The 20,017-nt window shown below is 37.8% G+C and carries 19 protein-coding genes and 1 other annotated feature; of the genes, 1 reads left to right on the top strand and 18 read right to left on the bottom strand.

The annotated features are described in order from the left end of the window. Positions 1–1,589 (bottom strand): Ig-like domain-containing protein (locus HMPREF2767_RS08765; protein ID WP_168162126.1); only part of this gene is annotated, 1,589 nt, incomplete at its 3' end. Between the two features lie 401 nt (positions 1,590–1,990). Between HMPREF2767_RS08765 and HMPREF2767_RS06215 the strand changes: the two genes are divergently transcribed. Continuing rightward, positions 1,991–3,487, top strand: a complete 1,497-nt coding sequence (locus HMPREF2767_RS06215; protein ID WP_070623149.1) for an AcpB/EbpR/MafR family transcriptional regulator — start codon at positions 1,991–1,993, stop codon at positions 3,485–3,487. Between the two features lie 100 nt (positions 3,488–3,587). Here the strand turns inward: HMPREF2767_RS06215 and rpoC are convergent, their stop codons facing one another. From rpoC to cysE, 17 genes are all read right to left on the bottom strand, one after another. Beyond that, on the bottom strand, positions 3,588–7,229 hold the full coding sequence (gene rpoC / locus HMPREF2767_RS06210; RefSeq protein ID WP_070623146.1) for a DNA-directed RNA polymerase subunit beta': 3,642 nt from the start codon (positions 7,227–7,229) through the stop codon (positions 3,588–3,590). 39 nt (positions 7,230–7,268) lie between these two features. Beyond that, a complete protein-coding gene (gene rpoB, locus HMPREF2767_RS06205) occupies positions 7,269–10,811 on the bottom strand; it encodes a DNA-directed RNA polymerase subunit beta (RefSeq protein WP_070623143.1) in 3,543 nt (1,180 codons plus the stop codon). Positions 10,812–11,108: 297 nt separating this feature from the next. Beyond that, complete coding sequence (locus HMPREF2767_RS06200) at positions 11,109–11,348, bottom strand: indolepyruvate ferredoxin oxidoreductase subunit alpha (RefSeq protein ID WP_040928230.1); 240 nt, start codon at positions 11,346–11,348, stop codon at positions 11,109–11,111. Between the two features lie 77 nt (positions 11,349–11,425). Continuing rightward, entirely contained in the window at positions 11,426–12,022 is a 597-nt protein-coding gene (locus tag HMPREF2767_RS06195) for a class I SAM-dependent methyltransferase (RefSeq protein ID WP_070623140.1), read from the bottom strand. A 73-nt stretch (positions 12,023–12,095) separates the two neighbouring features. Next, positions 12,096–12,461: a 50S ribosomal protein L7/L12 gene (gene rplL, locus HMPREF2767_RS06190; RefSeq protein WP_040928228.1), complete on the bottom strand. Its 366-nt coding sequence runs from the start codon at positions 12,459–12,461 to the stop codon at positions 12,096–12,098. A gap of 38 nt (positions 12,462–12,499) precedes the next feature. After that, complete coding sequence (gene rplJ, locus HMPREF2767_RS06185; protein ID WP_070623137.1) at positions 12,500–13,024, bottom strand: 50S ribosomal protein L10; 525 nt, start codon at positions 13,022–13,024, stop codon at positions 12,500–12,502. A gap of 27 nt (positions 13,025–13,051) precedes the next feature. Further along, positions 13,052–13,196 (bottom strand) — a sequence feature (ribosomal protein L10 leader region). Positions 13,197–13,249: 53 nt separating this feature from the next. Next, on the bottom strand, positions 13,250–13,951 hold the full coding sequence (rplA, locus tag HMPREF2767_RS06180) for a 50S ribosomal protein L1 (RefSeq protein ID WP_068129500.1): 702 nt from the start codon (positions 13,949–13,951) through the stop codon (positions 13,250–13,252). A gap of 71 nt (positions 13,952–14,022) precedes the next feature. Beyond that, positions 14,023–14,448 carry a 50S ribosomal protein L11 gene (gene rplK, locus HMPREF2767_RS06175; RefSeq protein ID WP_040928225.1) on the bottom strand — a complete coding sequence of 142 codons (426 nt, stop codon included), beginning with the start codon at positions 14,446–14,448 and terminating at the stop codon, positions 14,023–14,025. Between the two features lie 144 nt (positions 14,449–14,592). After that, a complete protein-coding gene (nusG, locus tag HMPREF2767_RS06170) occupies positions 14,593–15,135 on the bottom strand; it encodes a transcription termination/antitermination protein NusG (RefSeq protein WP_040928224.1) in 543 nt (180 codons plus the stop codon). A 14-nt stretch (positions 15,136–15,149) separates the two neighbouring features. Then, entirely contained in the window at positions 15,150–15,326 is a 177-nt protein-coding gene (gene secE, locus HMPREF2767_RS06165) for a preprotein translocase subunit SecE (protein WP_040928223.1), read from the bottom strand. Between the two features lie 16 nt (positions 15,327–15,342). After that, the gene (gene rpmG / locus HMPREF2767_RS08620; protein ID WP_083286916.1) at positions 15,343–15,486 is read right to left on the bottom strand and encodes a 50S ribosomal protein L33; all 144 of its coding nucleotides are present in this window, start codon (positions 15,484–15,486) and stop codon (positions 15,343–15,345) included. Positions 15,487–15,539: 53 nt separating this feature from the next. Next, positions 15,540–16,130 (bottom strand): sigma-70 RNA polymerase sigma factor region 4 domain-containing protein, encoded by a 591-nt coding sequence (locus tag HMPREF2767_RS06160; protein ID WP_068129498.1) that lies wholly within the window; start codon positions 16,128–16,130, stop codon positions 15,540–15,542. A 58-nt stretch (positions 16,131–16,188) separates the two neighbouring features. Further along, the gene (locus HMPREF2767_RS06155) at positions 16,189–16,713 is read right to left on the bottom strand and encodes an NYN domain-containing protein (RefSeq protein WP_068129497.1); all 525 of its coding nucleotides are present in this window, start codon (positions 16,711–16,713) and stop codon (positions 16,189–16,191) included. Positions 16,714–16,717: 4 nt separating this feature from the next. Continuing rightward, a complete protein-coding gene (rlmB, locus tag HMPREF2767_RS06150; protein WP_068129496.1) occupies positions 16,718–17,455 on the bottom strand; it encodes a 23S rRNA (guanosine(2251)-2'-O)-methyltransferase RlmB in 738 nt (245 codons plus the stop codon). Next, the gene (locus tag HMPREF2767_RS06145) at positions 17,452–17,835 is read right to left on the bottom strand and encodes a Mini-ribonuclease 3 (RefSeq protein ID WP_068129494.1); all 384 of its coding nucleotides are present in this window, start codon (positions 17,833–17,835) and stop codon (positions 17,452–17,454) included. The genes rlmB and HMPREF2767_RS06145 overlap by 4 nt, the downstream gene beginning before the upstream one ends. Beyond that, entirely contained in the window at positions 17,828–19,222 is a 1,395-nt protein-coding gene (cysS, locus tag HMPREF2767_RS06140) for a cysteine--tRNA ligase (RefSeq protein ID WP_070623135.1), read from the bottom strand. The genes HMPREF2767_RS06145 and cysS overlap by 8 nt, the downstream gene beginning before the upstream one ends. Then, on the bottom strand, positions 19,206–19,859 hold the full coding sequence (gene cysE / locus HMPREF2767_RS06135) for a serine O-acetyltransferase (protein ID WP_070458402.1): 654 nt from the start codon (positions 19,857–19,859) through the stop codon (positions 19,206–19,208). The genes cysS and cysE overlap by 17 nt, the downstream gene beginning before the upstream one ends. Positions 19,860–20,017 lie beyond the last annotated feature (158 nt).

Here is a 20,017-nt window from a genome sequence, read left to right as displayed (position 1 = left end):
TCTACATCATAATAGTTATGGTGTTCTTGGAACGTTCCTACAACCTCACCATCAAGTTCTCCATCAGATTTTTTTACAATATTTTCATTGTCCCAATAATTATAATAGCCGTCCCCCCATTCAATCTTTGCACCAACTCTTAATTTTCCATCTTTACCAGTGGTTTTGCTTTCCATAACGACAATAAAACCTGTACCGTCTGATGTATAATCTCCAAAATCAAACGTAACATATTCAACACCGTTATCATCTACACCAAAGAACGGTGTTAATGTAACTTGTTCATATTTGGATTTATCCAAACCAAAACTAGAAGGGAATCCTGGTTGACTATTTTTAGGTACTCTATACCCTACAAATGTTGTATTTTCAGAATTAATCGTTGCTACTGAAGAACTGTTTTCACCAAACCAATCTGCTTTAATTGTTAATTTAGTACCATATAGTTGTTGGTGGTGAGGATTCACATACACTGTTTGTTCAAATTTAGTACTATATGGATCAACTTCTGTTAAAAATGAATCTACATTATGATGTGAATTTGTAAATACAACATCTAAAGTTGTTGAAGTAGAATCACCTGCAACATCGACAGAGAATGTTTCTCTACCTGGACTCGGAACATTTTTACGATCCACCCATAATGAATAATTCGCTCTTCCTTTAATATTAACGCTGCTCTCTACAAAATCAGTGAATACATAAGTAAATTTATGATTTTCTTTATCATAAGTACCTTCTGCTAAAATTCCACCTGCAGAATTTTTAAATGCCGGCACATTAACTGACGGAGCATCACCATAAAAATTCAAGTTTTCTGATAGCTGGATTTCAAAAAAGTCATCTTTGCGGATACCTTTATCTGTCACATCAATATCAAAGCTCAAATTTAATCCACCTGACTTGTTCGGATCAATCTTATTACTATCTTCGTTATTTTTTAATGACAAGTTTTTAACGTTAACTGCATTAGAAACATTATTACCTGTCGGTGATAAATTAGAAATTGTTTCGATATTTTTATTTTCAGATAGTTCATTGGCTTTTTGTACTACAGTTTCTTGTTGTTTTTCAATGTCTTCTGTCTCAGTTTCCTCTAAACCGTTTTCTTCATTTGTGACTTTTTCTAATTCTTCAGTTGAGTTTTCTTCTAAAGAATTATCAGTAGTTTGACTATCATTATTTACTTCATCAACGCTAGTTTCTGTATTTGCATTAAGTGATTCAGCTGTTTGTTCGTCTTTGTTGATTTCATTTTTTTCATCACTTACTTCACTTGAAATATCATAATTTTCTTCATCAACACTAGTTTCTGTATTTGCACCAAGTGATTCAGCTGTTTGTTCGTCTTTGTTGATTTCATTTTTTTCATCACTTACTTCACTTGAAACATCATTATTTACTTCATCAGCACTAGTTTCTGTATTTGCATTAAGTGATTCATTTGATGAATTATCATTTGCTTCAGCAGCAGAAGCATCATTACCTAAAAAGATTAATGATCCGATAAGGATAGACGCAGTACCTACTGTGAATTTACGAATTGAATACTTATTTAATTTGTTTGGTAGAAAATCTAATTTTTTCATTTTGAAAGCCCTTCTTTCCTAGTTATTACGATATAACTATTGAATAATATAGATCTTTAAGTGAGTAGACTTTTTTACAGTAACTCTACCACTAATAGTACCTTTGTTGATTTTTGCACCTTGACATTTGACATGTTTAACTGTGCTTTTATATAGTCTATTTTTTATTCTTCAGTCTAATTGCTCCTCTCTAATAGATTTAGCGACGATGATGTATTAACTCATTTTAAGTAACTTGCTCAAAATCATATTACCATTTTTATGATTAAATTAAACACTTACTAGTGGTCATTTTTTTCTTAAAGTATTAAAAAAATGATTTAACCTAAACTTTATTTGTACTTCCTATGACAATCAAGTAAAATTTACTATAATATTATTAAATAAGAGAGGAGATTTACATGAAACGTTCTTTGTCTTCTTTATTACTTCGTGAATTAAAGGCTGTTGAATTTTTGAACTGTTTAAACGATTCACAGTCAGTAAGTATTCAAGAAATTTCAGAAGTGCTAAATTGCTCTTTGATTACTTCAAATAACACACTTAAAAGCATTGAAGAAAAATACCCTTATATAAAATTAATTTACTCACAGAATACCATTAATATAAAATTCGATTTACACGCTAATATGATTACATTTTACAGAGATATTTTTAAGCAAAGTTTGAGTGCTCATATTCTTAAAACGATTTTTTTAAATGGTCAAATTACTTCAGAAGTTCTTTCAAAAGCTCTTTATGTAAGTACTTCAACATTGAAAAGGAAAATTCAAGACTTAAACGACACTCTTCTGTTAGATTTCAATATAAAAATTTCTAGTAGCCCTCATTCTTTTGTAGGAAAAGAAATAGATATTAGACGGTTTTTTATTGTTTTTTTTAGTGAACAAGATCTTAATGAGACCTGGAGCTTTATAAAAATTCCTAAAAATACTCTAAAGTTATTTATTAAAACAGCATCTTCACTTTTTAATTTAGATGTTGATTTATCTAGAGAACAGTTTTTAACTATACTCTTTGCAATAAATTACACTCGAGTTAAACAAGGGTTTTTTATTAGTAATGATATTAAGAAATTTTATTGTATTCCGCAAAATGAAATTGACGAATTAACACATCATTTAAAATCTATCACAAATGAATCTGAGTTATTTTTGAATGTTGATGAATTATTAGATATACTTACTCCTTATTTAGTTAATCCATATTATTCTTCATACTCAGAACTTAAAAACCAACGTCTTATAAAAGACGATGTAGAATATAATTATTCAAATATAGTTCGTTTAGTTAATAGGTTCTCTAATGAATTCGACTTAACAATTCACGATTATGAACATATTATCTTAAAGCTGTATAATTCTTTAATATTTAGTAATGTCAAAAATTATAGCGAACATATTTTATACAACAAATATCATAGTACACTAACACTTTTTAAAGCAGAGTTCCCTCAAATATACCAATATTTAGAATCAGAGTTTGAAACGCTTATCATAGATACTTTTAAAAGAAATGATTCTGGACTAGCTCTCCATATGATATATTCATTCATTATTAATTGGAAATATCTTTTTAAGGATCTTTATGCCAAAAGAGAAATTGTAAAAGTAACTGTCATTTCCGACACTGAGTATAATCACGACCAATGGCTTGTTGAAATATTAGAAAAAAATCTAATAGAACAAGCGAATATATATAGATATCCATTTAATTCGTTTGATATCAATAATCTGGAAAGTCTATCTTCAGATATAATTGTTACAAATTTCCCCATAGATGCTATTGACGGAAAACAAATTGTACTAATTAATAATGTACCTACTATAGAAGATATCTCTAATATAAACAAATTGGTTGAATATTTAAGTTATAAATCAATAAGTGTTGATTTTTAAACAATTAAATATAGTTAATAAAACATTCTTTAAATATTAAAATCCCCATTCCAGTATTAGTACATACTACTTACTTGAATGGGGATTATCGTTTTATTTTTTAATTTTCTTCAACTAGTTCCGCTTCTCTTTCTTCTCTTTCTAATTGTAAACGTTCGTCTTGTCCTTCGACATCGATGTCAATGTCGCGGTATCGGTTCATTCCTGTTCCTGCTGGGATCAGTTTACCGATTATGACGTTTTCTTTCAGTCCGAGTAAGTCATCGCGTTTTCCTTTGATTGCCGCATCTGTTAAGACGCGTGTCGTTTCTTGGAATGACGCTGCGGATAAGAAACTTTCTGTTTCAAGTGATGCTTTTGTAATTCCTAGTAATACAGGTTTTGCTGTCGCTGGTCGTTTTCTTTCTTTGAATACGACTTTGTTTGCTTCTTGGAACGTGTGGATATCTACTAACGCACCTGGGATAAGTGATGTTTCTCCTGCGTCGATGATACGTACTTTACGTAACATTTGACGAACCATTACTTCGACGTGTTTGTCGTCGATTTCTACCCCTTGTGAACGGTATACTTTTTGTACTTCTTTTAATAGATATTCTTGCGTTTTGTTTAATCCTGCAACTTTTAGTAAGTTCTTAGGCTCGATTGAACCGTCTGTTAACATTTCACCTGGAGATACTTTGTCTCCTTCTTCTACGATAATTCTCGCATTTGCTGGTGCTGTGTACGTACGTGTTTCTTCGTCACCTTTAACTTTGATTTCTTGTTGACGGTCTTTAATCATTTCGATCGAAGCAATTGTTCCTTCAATTTCTGAAATGACCGCTTCCCCTTTCGGGTTACGCGCTTCGAATAATTCTTGGATACGTGGAAGACCCATCGTAATGTCTGATCCTGCAACCCCACCTGTGTGGAATGTACGCATAGTTAACTGTGTACCTGGCTCACCGATTGATTGTGCCGCGATTGTACCAATCGCTTCACCAACTTCAACTTTTTCACCAGTCGCAAGGTTTTTACCGTAACATTTCTCACATACACCGTAACGTGTGTTACATGTGAATGCTGAACGAATGACTACTGATTCAATTCCTGCGTTAACAATTTCTTTTGCGATATCTGTCGTGATCAGTTCATTTGAACCGACGATGACTTCGTTCGTATTCGGGTGTCTAACCGTTTCTTTTGCATAACGCCCTTCTAGACGGTCAAATAACGGCTCGATTACTTCTCCGCCTTCACGGATTTCTGATACTTTAAGACCTTTGTCTGTACCACAATCTTGCTCGCGGACGATCACGTCTTGAGCAACGTCTACAAGTCTTCTCGTTAAGTAACCTGAGTCTGCAGTCTTAAGTGCTGTATCGGCTAATCCTTTACGCGCACCGTGTGTTGAGATGAAGTACTCGAGTACTGTTAACCCTTCACGGAAGCTCGACTTGATCGGTAACTCGATGATTTGACCTGACGGGTTCGCCATGAGTCCACGCATACCTGCAAGCTGAGTAAAGTTAGATGCGTTACCACGGGCACCTGAATCTGCCATCATGTAAATCGGGTTGAATTTATCTAACGAATCCATAAGTTTATCTTGGATTTCGTCTTTAATATCTGTCCATAGTTTAATAACTGTATTGTAACGTTCTTCTTCTGTAATTAAACCACGGTCATATTGTCTTTGAACTGTTTCAACTTTTTCTTCTGTATCTTCAATCAGTTTTTGTTTGTTCGGTAAGACGACGATGTCTGATACCCCAACTGTAATACCTGCACGCGTTGAGTATTTGAAACCTAAATCTTTCATTCGGTCTAACATGACTGACGTTTCAGTAATATGGAACTTGTTGAATACTTCAGCGATGATTTGACCTAAGAATTTCTTATCGAATGATTTTACAGGTTCTTGCTCTTTAAACTTACCGACTAATCCTGCTTCACCTAGGTCTTCTGCTTTGATGAAGAAACGGTCTGGCGTTTTACGCTCTAAGTTTTCACGCGTTGGTTCGTTTAAGTAAGGGAATGACGGTGGCATAATCTCGTTAAAGATTACTTTACCAACTGTTGTCATTAAGATTTTACCGCGGTTTTCTTCAGCGATTTTTTCTTCAGAAATTGAGCTCGTATGCACACCTATTCTCGTATGCAGTGATGCATATCCAGAGCGGTATGCCATGATGACTTCTTCAAAGTCTTTGAAAATACGTCCTTCACGTTTTGCGCCTGGCTTTTCTAACGTTAAGTAGTAGTTACCAAGTACCATGTCTTGTGACGGTGTTACGACTGGTTTACCATCTTTTGGATTTAGAATGTTTGATGCTGCAAGCATTAACATACGTGCTTCTGCTTGTGCTTCTTTTGAAAGTGGTACGTGTACCGCCATTTGGTCACCGTCAAAGTCCGCGTTATATGCTGTCGTTACGAGTGGGTGTAATTTAATTGCACGCCCCTCAACGAGTACAGCTTCAAAGGCTTGGATACCGAGTCTGTGAAGCGTTGGTGCACGGTTTAGTAACACTGGATGTTCACGGATAACGTCTTCTAATACATCCCAAATCGCCTCATCTAAACGTTCGATTTTATTTTTCGCGTTTTTAATGTTCGTAGCGAGATCTCTTTTCACAAGTTCTCTCATAACGAATGGTTTAAATAGCTCTAATGCCATTTCACGTGGTAATCCACATTGGTACATTTTTAAGTTTGGACCAACGACGATTACTGAACGACCTGAGTAGTCTACACGTTTACCGAGTAAGTTTTGACGGAAACGTCCTTGCTTACCTTTTAACATGTGTGAAAGTGATTTTAAAGGACGGTTTCCTGGACCAGTAACTGGACGCCCACGACGACCGTTATCGATTAAAGCATCGACCGCTTCTTGTAACATACGTTTTTCGTTTTGTACGATGATCCCAGGTGCACCGAGATCTAATAAACGTTTTAAGCGGTTGTTACGGTTAATCACGCGTCGATATAAATCGTTTAAGTCACTCGTTGCAAATCGTCCACCGTCTAACTGCACCATTGGACGAATGTCCGGTGGAATGACTGGTAGAGCGTCTAATACCATCCACTCAGGTTTGTTTCCTGAATTTCTAAATGCTTCAACGACTTCTAGACGGCGAATTGCACGTGTTAAACGTTGACCTGTCGCTGTTTCTAACTCTTCTTTTAATTGATCGAGTTCTTTATCTAAATCGATGTTTTCAAGCAATTCTTTAATTGCTTCTGCACCCATTTTAGCGTTAAATCTGTCACCGTATTCCATGTAGTAATCACGATATTCACGTTCACTTAATAAGTCACGCTTTTCAAGCCCTGTTGGACCCGGTTCGATGACGACGTATGACGCAAAGTAAATTACTTCTTCTAATGAACGTGGTGACATATCTAAAAGTAATCCCATACGTGAAGGGATTCCTTTAAAGTACCAAATGTGTGAGACAGGGGCAGCAAGTTCAATGTGCCCCATTCTCTCACGGCGTACTTTCGCACGTGTGACTTCTACACCACAGTTTTCACAAACATGTCCTTTATGGCGAATACGTTTATATTTACCACACGCACATTCCCAGTCTTTTGTTGGACCGAAAATCTTCTCACAGAACAGTCCATCTTTTTCTGGTTTTAAAGTTCTATAGTTAATTGTTTCTGGCTTCTTAACCTCACCGCTCGACCATGAGCGAATTTTTTCAGGTGACGCCAGCCCAATTTTCATATATTGAAATCTATTTACATCTATCATTGAGCGTTCCTCCCTAAAAGTCTGCTGTAAGCTCAACTTTTATTTCGATACAACTTCGTCTTTGTCATTATCACGTTCTGATTCTCTTTGGACGTCTTCTTCAACGACTGTGTTCATGTTCACTTCGTTGTCTTCATCATCCATAATCGACACTTCAAGACCGAGTGATTGTAACTCTTTCATGAGTACTCGGAATGATTCTGGAATACTTGGGTTCGGTAAGTTTTCACCTTTTACAATTGCTTCATACGTGTTCACACGACCGATTGTGTCGTCTGATTTCACCGTTAGAATTTCTTGTAACGTGTATGCTGCACCGTATGCTTCAAGCGCCCATACTTCCATCTCACCAAATCTTTGTCCACCAAACTGCGCTTTACCACCAAGTGGTTGCTGTGTAACGAGTGAGTATGGTCCAGTACTTCTTGCGTGAAGTTTATCATCAACCATGTGTGATAATTTCAGCATGTACATAACACCGACAGATACACGGTTTTCAAATGGTTCACCTGTACGTCCGTCGTATAGTACTGTTTTACCGTCTCTTGCGAGCCCTGCTTCTTCCATCGTGCTCCAAACGTCTTCTTCGTTCGCACCGTCAAATACTGGCGTTGCCATCTTAAGTCCCATTTCACGCGCCGCCATACCTAAATGAAGCTCTAACACCTGTCCGATGTTCATACGTGAAGGTACCCCGAGTGGGTTTAACATAATATCGATCGGTGTGCCGTCTGGTAAGAATGGCATATCTTCTTCTGGAAGAATTGTCGAGATAACCCCTTTGTTACCGTGACGTCCTGCCATTTTATCTCCGACTGAGATTTTTCTCTTTTGAACGATATATACGCGCACGAGCTGGTTCACTCCTGGTGATAATTCGTGACCATCTTCACGGTTAAATACTTTAACGTCTAAGACGATACCGCCTGCACCGTGTGGTACACGAAGTGACGTATCTCTAACTTCACGTGCTTTTTCACCGAAGATTGCGTGTAATAAACGATCTTCTGGCGTTTGTTCTGTGACACCTTTAGGTGTTACTTTACCAACTAAAATATCTCCGTCCTTAACTTCTGCACCGACGTACACGATACCACGCTCGTCTAACTTTTTCATTGCAGATTCAGAAACGTTTGGAATATCTCTTGTGATTTCTTCAGGACCAAGTTTTGTATCTCTTGATTCTGATTCATACTCTTCAATGTGAATCGACGTATAGACGTCGTCTTTTACTAAACGCTCAGACATGATAACTGCGTCCTCATAGTTATAACCGTCCCACATCATAAATCCGACGACGACGTTTTGTCCAAGTGCCATTTCACCGTTGTCCATAGAAGGACCATCCGCTAAAATTTCTCCTTTTTCAACTTCATCGCCAAGTGATACGATTGGACGCTGAGTATAACAAGTACCTGCGTTTGAACGTTCAAATTTCACAAGTTTATATTTATCGATTTCTTCAGTTTTCGTATAGTTTCCGTCGCCATTTTTATCGACGTAACGACGCACGTGAATTTCACGCGCTTCTACGTGTTCTACAACACCTTTATAACGTGAAACAACTGCTGCACCTGAGTCTTTTGCTGTGACGTGTTCCATACCAGTACCGACGTACGGTGAATCCGGAATAAGTAACGGCACTGCTTGACGTTGCATGTTCGCACCCATTAATGCACGGTTCGCGTCGTCGTTTTCTAAGAACGGAATACATGCTGTTGCTGCTGATACAACTTGTTTTGGTGATACGTCCATGTAGTCCATTTTATCCCTATGCATTGCTGTGTTGTTTCCACGGAAACGACAGATGACTTCTTCATTTTTAAACGTACCGTCTTCGTTTAACTCTGCGTTCGCTTGTGCGACGACAAACTGCTCTTCTTCGTCTGCAGTTAAGTAGTCGATTCTGTTAGTGACCGCATTCGTTTCAGGATCTACACGACGATACGGCGTTTCGATAAATCCGAACTCGTTGACGCGTGCAAAACTTGATAACGAGTTGATTAGACCGATGTTTGGTCCCTCTGGTGTTTCAATTGGACACATACGTCCGTAGTGAGAATAGTGTACGTCACGTACTTCCATTCCTGCACGTTCTCTCGTTAAACCACCTGGTCCAAGTGCTGATAAACGTCTCTTATGCGTTAACTCAGCAAGTGGGTTCGTTTGGTCCATGAACTGAGATAATTGAGAGCTACCAAAGAACTCTTTAATCGATGCAATTACCGGACGAATGTTAATAAGTTGTTGCGGTGTAACTGTGTTTTTATCTTGAATTGACATTCTTTCACGAATCACACGTTCCATACGCGCAACACCAATACGGAATTGGTTTTGTAATAACTCACCGACACTACGTAAACGACGGTTACCTAAATGGTCGATGTCGTCTGTATGTCCAACGCCATTTAATAAGTTAAAGTAATAACTGATTGACGCGATAATGTCTGACGGAGTGATAGATTTCACTTCTTTGTCAGGGAACGCGTTACCGATGATGTTTGTCGTTGTATCTTCATCACCATCGACGTTAGATTTAACTTTAATCGATTGAATTTCTACTGGCTCTTCTAAAATGCCGTTTTCGAATTCAAACGTTTTTAAGTTCACTGTCGTTTCAAGTTGTTCCATAATGTTGTCGAGCGTACGACGGTCAATTGTCGTTCCTGCTTCAACGATTACTTCACCAGTTTCCGTATCTACAAGTGGCTCTGCAACGACTTGGTTGAATAGACGGTTTTGTAAGTGAAGTTTTTTGTTCATCTTATAACGACCAACTGCCGCTAAGTCATAACGCTTTGGATCAAAGAAACGTGTATATAGTAAGTTTCTTGCGTTTTCAACTGTTGGCGGTTCGCCTGGACGTAATCTTTCATATATTTCAAGTAATGCTTGATCGACTGTTTCTGTTGTGTCTTTGTCTAATGTGTTTCTTAAATATTCGCTGTCCCCTAATAAGTCAACGATTTGTTGATCTGTAGCGAAACCTAGCGCACGTAGTAATACCGTAATTGGCATTTTACGCGTACGGTCAATTTTTACGTAAACCGTATCTCTTGCGTCCATTTCATACTCTAACCATGCACCACGGTTAGGAATAACTGTCGCTGTGTAGCTCGTTCTACCGTTTTTATCGAGCTTATCCGAGTAATACACAGAAGGACTACGGACTAACTGAGAAACGATAACACGTTCTGCACCGTTAATAATGAATGTACCTGTATCTGTCATGAGAGGGAAATCTCCCATAAACACTTCTTGTTCTTTTACTTCACCAGTTTCTTTAATAATGAGTCTAACTTTAACTCTTAAAGGCGCCGAATACGTAGCGTCGTGGTTTTTAGCCTCATCGACGTTGTATTTAGGCTCTCCGAGTTTATAGTCGACAAACTCAAGCGAAATGTTTCCTGTGAAATCCTCAACAGGTGAGATATCCTTAAACATTTCGATTAAGCCAGATTTCAGAAACCATTCATAAGAATTCGTTTGAATTTCAATTAAGTTCGGTAACTCCAACTTCTCTTCGATACGTGAATAGCTTCTACGTTTTGCATGTTTTCCATACTGAATCACTTGACTCATCGACAGATTCACCCCTAAAAATATTTCCCACTATTATCAACAGATAGACCTCATAAGACAAAAAAGAAAACGGAATTAAACAACTCCATTTCCTATAAACATTGACTTATTCAAAAGCTTCTACCAATACGTGCTTTCGAAAAATATACATACTTCTTGATAATAATATTCATTTAACAACTATATCACAGCTAATTTGTCAAGTCAAATTATTATCTCTTGTAAATCTGACTGATTTCACATAGCTTTGAATAACAAAAATACTCCACTAACAAAATGTTAATGGAGTATATGTACTTATCTATTCGCATAAAACTCTTCTGCTTTTTTGAGGTAAATTTCTTCTTCTGGTAGCATTTCTGATTCTTCGACAATCGCATCTACTGGACAAACTGCTACGCACGCACCACAGTCGATACAAATATCCGGATCGATGTAGAACTGATCTTCGCCTTCCTCGATACAATCGACAGGACACACGTCTACGCAATCACCAGACTTTTCTGCTGCACACGGTTGTAAAATTACATATGCCATAGTTCGGCCTCCTCACTGACTTCTCTTTTCTATATTTTTTATTGTACACCTATTTTCTTTAATATTAAACAATAATTCTAACTAACGTGTTTAATACTCTTTAAGATGTAGTAACCTTTACTCTTTTTGAGTTTTTCTACATTTCCATATAACGTTTCTAAATGTTTTAAATACGACGGCATACCTTGCTTCTTTTGAACGACCATATAAAACGCACCGTGATCGACTAATCGTTCATAACTATCATTAATAATTTCAAGCACTGTATCTTTTCCGGCTCTAAACGGCGGATTCGTTACGTATAGATCAGCTTTTAACTCCATATCATCATATGTTTCTCTCTTAACGATATCAAAACTTACGTTATTGTTATGCATGTTCGTATCTAAAACACTGATTGCATCTTCATTTACTTCGACCGCAACACCGTCTCCACCATAATGGTCGGCAAGTACGATACTCACTGGTCCGTACCCAGCCCCCATATCGATAAAGTACCCCGGACCATCATAATCTTCTAACACTGCATTTAATAATACGTCTGTACCAAAATCAACACGATCTTTTGAAAACACACCACGATCTGTTGTGAACGTATATGTTTTACCTTTTATATTATATTTAATTTCTTTAAAATCATGCGGTGTATCATCTGTCGTATAGTAATGTGACATAAACACCCTCCTTTTATGTAGAAAAAAAGACTTATAAACATAATGTTTATAAGTCTAAAATATCATATTTTAATTATTTAAGCTCTACGCTAGCTCCAACTTCTTCAAGTTGTGCTTTAAGTGCTTCTGCTTCTTCTTTAGGTAATGCTTCTTTGATAACTTTAGGAGCGTTGTCAACAAGCTCTTTTGCATCTTTAAGTCCAAGACCAGTTGCTTCACGAACTGCTTTGATAACTTTGATTTTAGATGAACCTGCATCTGTAAGTTCAACGTCGAACTCAGATTTTTCTTCAGCGCCACCTTCAGCTGCGCCACCTGCTACTGCTACTGGAGCTGCTGCTGTTACACCAAACTCTTCTTCAATAGCTTCAACTAATTCGTTTAATTCTAATACTGACATTTCTTTAATTGCTTCAATGATTTGATCTTTATTAGCCATTATTAAATCCTCCAATTTTTAACTTTTTTAATTTTTAATTATGCTTCTTCAGTTTCTTCTACTGCGTCTGTACCTTCTTCTTTTTGCTCTCCCACTGCTTTAACCGCATAAGCGAAGTTGCGCATTGGCGCTTGAAGAACAGAAAGTAACATAGATACAAGTCCGTCTTTTGATGGTAAAGTTGCGATTGCTTTAACGCTTTCTACGTCTGCAATTTCACCTTCGATGACACCCGCTTTAATTTCAAGTGCTTCATGCTCTTTTGAGAAGCTGTGAAGTACTTTTGCTGGAGCAATTACGTCTTCGTTTGAGAACGCAATCGCGTTTGGACCAGTTAAGTGTTCTTCTAATCCTTCGATTCCAGCTTCTTGTAACGCACGACGTACCATCGTGTTTTTGTAAACGTGGAACTCAACACCAGCTTCTCTAAGTTGTTTACGAAGTTCTGTTGCTTCAGCAACTGAAAGACCTTGGTAATCAACTACGATTGTTGAAACTGAGTTTTTGAATTGTTCCGCGATTTCAGAAACGTGTTGTTTCTTTCTTTCGATAACATTTGTCATAGTTACACCTCCGTTTTGAAAATTATCGGTGCAATAAAAAAAGCACCTTTTACCCAGGGCAAAAAGTGCTCATATATTTATAAATAATATACAAGTCATTTTTGTTTGCCTCGGTAGGATTGTGTTTTAAGTCTTAGACTCCTACTGTCTTAGGTAAAACATCTAAATTTAAATTTAATACAAGAGTAAATATACCACGTACATTTACTCTTGTCAATTTATTTTTTAAACGTCTGTTCTAACTTGTGATGGATCTAATTTGATACCAGGACCCATCGTGCTAGAAACTGCAACTGAACGGAAGTAAACACCTTTTGCAGTTGCTGGTTTAGCTTTTACTAAAGCTTCGTGTAAAGCGTTGAAGTTTTCAACTAATTTATCAGTACCGAATGACACTTTACCAATTGTAGAGTGAACGATACCAGATTTTTCAGCACGGTATTCTACTTTACCAGCTTTGATTTCTTCAACTGCTTTTGTAACGTCCATCGTTACTGTACCAGTTTTAGGGTTTGGCATTAAACCTTTAGGTCCTAATACACGACCAAGTTTACCAACTTCCCCCATCATGTCTGGTGTTGCAACGATTACGTCAAAGTCAAACCAACCACCGTTGATTTTTTCAGCAAGATCTGCTTCTCCTACGTAGTCAGCTCCAGCTGCTTCTGCCTCTTTCGCTTTTTCACCTTTTGCGAACACTAATACACGTTGTGATTTACCAGTTCCGTTTGGTAATACGATCGCACCACGGATTTGTTGGTCGTTTTTACGTGTATCAATACCTAGGCGGAAAGCTACGTCTACTGACGCATCAAAGTTTGTTGTGCTTGTTTCTTGTGCAAGCTTAATAGCATCTTCGATTGAGTATACTGCTTCAGAGTCTACTTTCTTTGAAGCTTCAAGATACTTTTTACTTCTCTTAGCCATTTATATTCCTCCTTGTGGTTATAGCGGGTGAACCTCCCACATGTACCAATACTTTTTCTTATAAATAATTATTACTTTTTAACAGTGAAGCCCATGCTGCGTGCAGTACCTTCTACCATGCGCATTGCTGCTTCAACGTCTGCTGCGTTTAAGTCTTCCATTTTAAGTTCAGCGATTTCGCGAACTTGTGCTTCAGTTACTTCAGCAACTTTGTTTTTGTTAGGTTCACCAGAACCTTTTTCAACTTTAGCTGCTTTTTTAAGAAGAACTGCTGCTGGTGGAGTTTTTGTAATGAAAGTAAATGAACGGTCTTCATATACTGAAATCTCCACTGGAATTAAAAGACCTGCTTGGTCTTGAGTTTGTGCGTTAAACTCTTTTGTGAATCCCATAATGTTAATACCTGCTTGACCTAATGCTGGTCCAACTGGTGGTGCAGGAGTTGCTTTACCTGCAGGGATTTGTAATTTAACAACGTTGATAACTTTTTTAGCCACGATGTCAACCTCCTCATTCTCGTGATGTGGTCACAGGATGCTAAGATTTCATCCTCCCACTCATATCTTTTTACATAAAAAAGATGGTCGCATTTTTGCAACCATCTCATATTAACATACTTCACTTGTATTTTCAATCTTTATTTAGTCGATTTTTTCGATTTGGTCGTATTCGACTTCAACTGGCGTTTCACGTCCAAATAATTCAACTAATACAGTCAGTTTAAAGTGTTGCTCGTCGATTTCCTCGATCGTACCGAATTGATTATTAAACGGACCGTCAATAATTTTAACTGATTCTCCGATTTCTACGTCGAAATCTACGATGCGCTCTGACATACCCATTTGTCTTAAGATGAAGCGTGCTTCTTCTTTTAATAATGGGTTCGGTTTAATTCCAGCACCTTGAGAACCGACAAATCCAGTTACTCCAGGTGTGTTACGTACGACGTACCAAGACTCATCTGTCATGATCATCTCAACTAAGACGTAACCTGGGAATGTCTTTTTCATTTGTGTTTTCTTTTTACCATCTTTAATAGTCGTTTCCTCTTCTTCTGGTACAACGACACGGAAAATTTGGTCTTGCATGTTCATCGACTCTAAACGTGCAAGTAAGTTTTGATGTACTTTGTTTTCATAGCCTGAGTAAGTATGAATGGCATACCATTGTTTTTCTTCGGACATAATATCCTCCCTCATTACATTGCATCAATTAAATACGTAATACCTATATCAATCGCGTAGAAAAAGAATAAGAAGAAGATAACAGTGAAAACAACGATTGACGTATAATTCACTACTTCTTTACCAGTTGGCCAACTTACTTTTTTCATTTCACTGACGACGTTTGCAAGGAAATTTCTATCGTTATTCATGCGACGCCTCCTCATCTTATATGGAACTTTTATGAATCGTATGTCGGTTGCATTGTTTACAGAACTTTTTCATCGTGAGTCTTGTTCCATCCTTATCGGCAGCTTGTTTAACGTGATAATTACGACTGCCACACTCGCTACATAGTAATGCAACTTTCATCTCATTACCTCATTTCAATTCTTATATACTATACCGATTAAAGTCTACGTTTGTCAATAAACGCCGTGCTGTTTCTCTTTTTTACGAAGGACACGGTACAATGTATTTTGAATCGATTTACGATTCGTTTTTAACTTTTCGCTAATTTCATCAAATGTATAATGCTCTCCTAAATATTTTAACACAGCACGCTCGTATTCTGAAAACGTCTTTTTATCTTGGAGCATATAAGAGTACTGATCTCGGTTTATGATTTGATCGATACGGTCGTATGTTTCTACTTTGTCACACACGTAGTTTGACAGCTCGTTGCTTGTCGTTTCTTTACTATTTAATCGATAAAAATACACACTACGCTTTTTTAGTTCTAAATATGCAGATCTTATTGCGTAATTATGAAAGTCTCCAAGTCTTTTGTCGTATCTAAAGCACGCGTGGAGTAAATACTCCATAATCATCTGTTCTAAGTCTTCTCTTTCATAAGGGTCTCGCGTATGTTTATATGTCATTTTACGTACTTTTAAACGAATAGCCTCGTCGATCTTGTCAAAGTAATCGAGCTTCCCATTTTTTACATGTTCGACATATTCATTGAGTTTCGAATCTTCGTAAATAAGTATCAAAAACGAACGAATGTTGTACATGAATACCTCCCGTTTTTGTATATATCATACATACGAAAGTCGCTACTCACAAGTCGCCCTAACGCTTGCCACGTCGCAGTTTTTCAAGTTCTGCTAAAATATCGTCACTAATATTTAATTTTGTCTTAGGCACTTTTTGATTTATTGCTTCAATTTCGACACTAATATTTTTTTCTGCATGTTTTAAGTCTTCCCACATTTCTCTCGATGGAATTCTGTACGCTCCGTAAGAAAATATCGCGTTTTGCTCTGGTAAATCACTCGTTACGACCGTAATTTCCGTTAAGTGTGGATGGAAATACTTATAAACGAAACGTTCGATATATTCATCGGCGGTTTCTTTTTCTTTCGTAAAAACGACTTGGACACCGTGATAGTCGTACACCGTCTCTTTTGATTTCACCTCGTACGCATCGAATACACAAATGACGTCGTACTTGGATACGGCTTGATATTCACTTAATATCGTGAGTAATTCTTCGCGTGCGTATTCTAAACTTAATCGGCCCTCTTCGGTCAGTCGTTTGTTTGCTCCAATCAAATTGTACCCGTCGACTAACATAATCTTTTGTCTTCTTTTCATGACGCTACTCTTTTAACGGGTATTGTTTACGGTACACTTCGTACATTAAAATTCCTGCGGATACCGAAGCGTTTAAGCTTGATATTTTACCGACCATTGGAATCGTCACAGTAAAATCACATTTTTCTAACGTCTTTTTACTAATACCGTCCCCTTCATTTCCGATAATAAGTACCGTATTAATGTCTGCCGGGTATTCTCTATAGTCCATCGGCGCATCCATCGTTGTACCGACCGTCCAAAAACCTGCGTCTTTTAGTTTGTCGATCGCTTGGTTGACGTTTGTTACGCGTACGACTGGGACGTGTTCGACCGCACCAACTGACACGCGTGCGACTGTATCTGTAATTTGTACACTACGTCTATTCGGAATAATTACCGCATCAAATCCTGTAGCGTCCGCTGTACGTAATATACTTCCTAAATTATGTGGATCTTCTAAGCCGTCGAGTAAGAGTAGATTGGCTTTCTTTCCTTCGACGTTTTGAATGAGAGTGTCTAACGGCATATATTTATATGCACTGATAAACGCGATAATACCTTGATGGCGTTCATTCGTAAACGATTCTAATTTACTTTTAGGAACTGTTTGAACGACGACTTTGTTTTTCTTTGCAAGCTTTAAAATATCGTTAATTTGATGCTTTTCAATACTATCTTGAATTAAAATCTTGTTTAAATCACGATTACCTTGTAACGCCTCTTTAACTGCATGACGTCCTGCAAGAACGGATTCACTCATAAATACTCACCTCGCACTATAATTTCAAAAAGCGCATCGAGCCTATCGTACTTTTCGTTTAAATATAAAACTCCAACGAGGGCTTCTAACCCTGTTGCTTCTTGATACTCTTTGCTCGTTGCGCTCTTTGCTTTCGTATTACTCTTTTTATTTTTTGCACGTCTGACGATTTCTTTTTCTTCATCCGTTAATATATCTTCGAGTGCCTGTAACGCTTTTGACTGACTCGTCGCCTTTTCAAACGTCGTGCCGAGTTGATGCGCGTCATTTGCTCGAATACGAGGTGACGATTTCACAATATGTTTACGGACATACATACTGTAAACTGCGTCACCGACGTATGCTTTTGTTAAGTCGTGAATTTCATATAAATTATCCACGGCGGAATTTCACTCCGTCTTTTGTATCTTCTAAAATAATGCCTTTTTCATGAAGTGTGTCACGAATTTCATCTGCACGGGCAAAATCTTTCTCTTTACGTGCTGCTTCACGTTCTTCGATTAATGCTTCGATTCGTTCGTCTAATAGTAATTCTTCTTGTTCAAGTGTAATACCAAGAACGTTACTATAAGCGTCGTATGCGTTGATATATGCGTCAAGGACGTCTTTGTTCGTTGCGTCACGGCGCATATATTTATTTAGGCGCGTCGCAAGTTCGTGCCACGCTGTAATTGCGTTTGCTGTGTTGAAGTCGTCGTCCATCGCTTCTTCAAACGTATTTATATTTTCTTTGACGAAGTCTAGTTCTTTATCGTCTAATTCTGTACTAATTGCGTGTTCTCTACGTTCTACTGCAGTATTGTATGCTGTTAAAATTCTGTCTAAGCCAGCAGCTGCTGAGTCGACAAGTTCACGGTTAAAGTTGATTGGCCCTCGGTAATGCACGCTTAGCATAAAAAATCGTAAAATGTTCGGATCGAGTTCTTTTAAAATATCGTGCACAGTGATAAAGTTCCCGAGTGATTTTGACATCTTTTCGTTGTCGATATTGATGTAGCCGTTATGCATCCAGTAATTTGCGAACGTTTCGTCTGTGCAAGATTCAGATTGAGCGATTTCGTTTTCGTGGTGCGGGAACGTTAAGTCTTGTCCACCCGCATGAATATCCATCGTCTTGCCTAAATGTTTTGTCGCCATTACCGAGCATTCGATATGCCAACCTGGACGTCCTTTACCCCACGGACTATCCCAGCTAATTTCATCTTCTTTTTCGTGTTTCCATAACGCGAAATCAAGTGGATCGTCTTTACTTTCACCTTGCTGGATACGCGCACCGACTTTTAAATCGTCGATTGACTGTTTAGATAACTGCCCGTAACCGTCGTATGAACGTGTTTTAAAGTATACGTCTCCGTCTCGCTCGTAGGCATGTCCTTTAGCGATTAACGTTTCAATGAATGCGATGATGTCGTCCATATGATCCATAACTCTCGGGTGGACGTCTGCTTTTTTGACGTTTAATGCACCTGTATCTTCAAAGTATGCTGCGATAAATTTGTCTGCGATTTCTGGAACTGTTTGACCTGTTTCTTTTGACGCATTAATGAGTTTGTCATCAACGTCAGTGAAGTTCGATACGAACGTGACATCGTACCCACGGTATTCTAAGTAGCGACGTACTGTGTCAAATACGATTGCTGGACGTGCGTTACCGATGTGGATATAGTTATACACCGTCGGTCCGCAGACGTACATTTTTACTTTACCTTCTTCAATTGGAACAAACTTTTCTTTTTGACGTGTGAGTGTGTTATATATGTGAACCATCTTTAACCTCATTCCTCTCTTTTTCTTTAAATTGAGTGATTTCTTTTTCTAATTCTAAAATTTTATTTAATATCGGATCTGGTAAGTTGTTATGGTTAAGCGTGTCTGTTGGTACACGTTTGCCGTGACGTCTAACGATATGTCCTGGAATCCCGACGACTGTTGAGTACGACGGCACATTTTTTAAGACGACTGAGTTCGCACCAATATTCGTGCCTTCGCCGATGGTTATATTACCAAGCACCTGCGCGCCGGTTGCGACGAGTACTTTATCTTCAATAGTCGGGTGACGTTTACCCTTTTCTTTACCGGTACCACCGAGCGTGACACCTTGGTATAACGTAACATCGTTTCCAATCGTTGTCGTTTCACCGATGACAATCCCCATTCCATGGTCGATGAAAAGCCTCCTACCAATCGTCGCGCCAGGGTGAATCTCAATGCCTGTGAAAAATCGAATCGTTTGCGAAATGATACGCGCGATTAAAAACATCCGGTGCTTATAAAACCAATGAGCAATCAAGTGACCCCAGACAGCGTGCATTCCAGAGTACGTCAGAAAAACCATCGTCCGACTCGTCGCTGCTGGATCAAGTTCGAGCACCATATCAATATCTTCTTTTATTCTTTTAAACATTGTCTCTCCTTTTGTGAGTGGGGTTTGGCGTGGGTGCAATCAGGTAAGAGTTGGCGTCTTTTTGAGTTTTTACTCTTATAAGATAGTTATACCCGTTCTCACGATTTTATTTAACAAAAATATCGTGATTTTGTTAGATATCTGGATTTATTTAACAA

This window comes from Nosocomiicoccus sp. HMSC067E10 (genome assembly GCF_001810835.1).
Lineage (GTDB): Bacteria > Bacillota > Bacilli > Staphylococcales > Salinicoccaceae > Nosocomiicoccus > Nosocomiicoccus ampullae_A.
The sequence above is the reverse complement of the archived record's forward strand: the minus strand, read 5'-3'. Positions and strand labels throughout refer to the sequence as shown.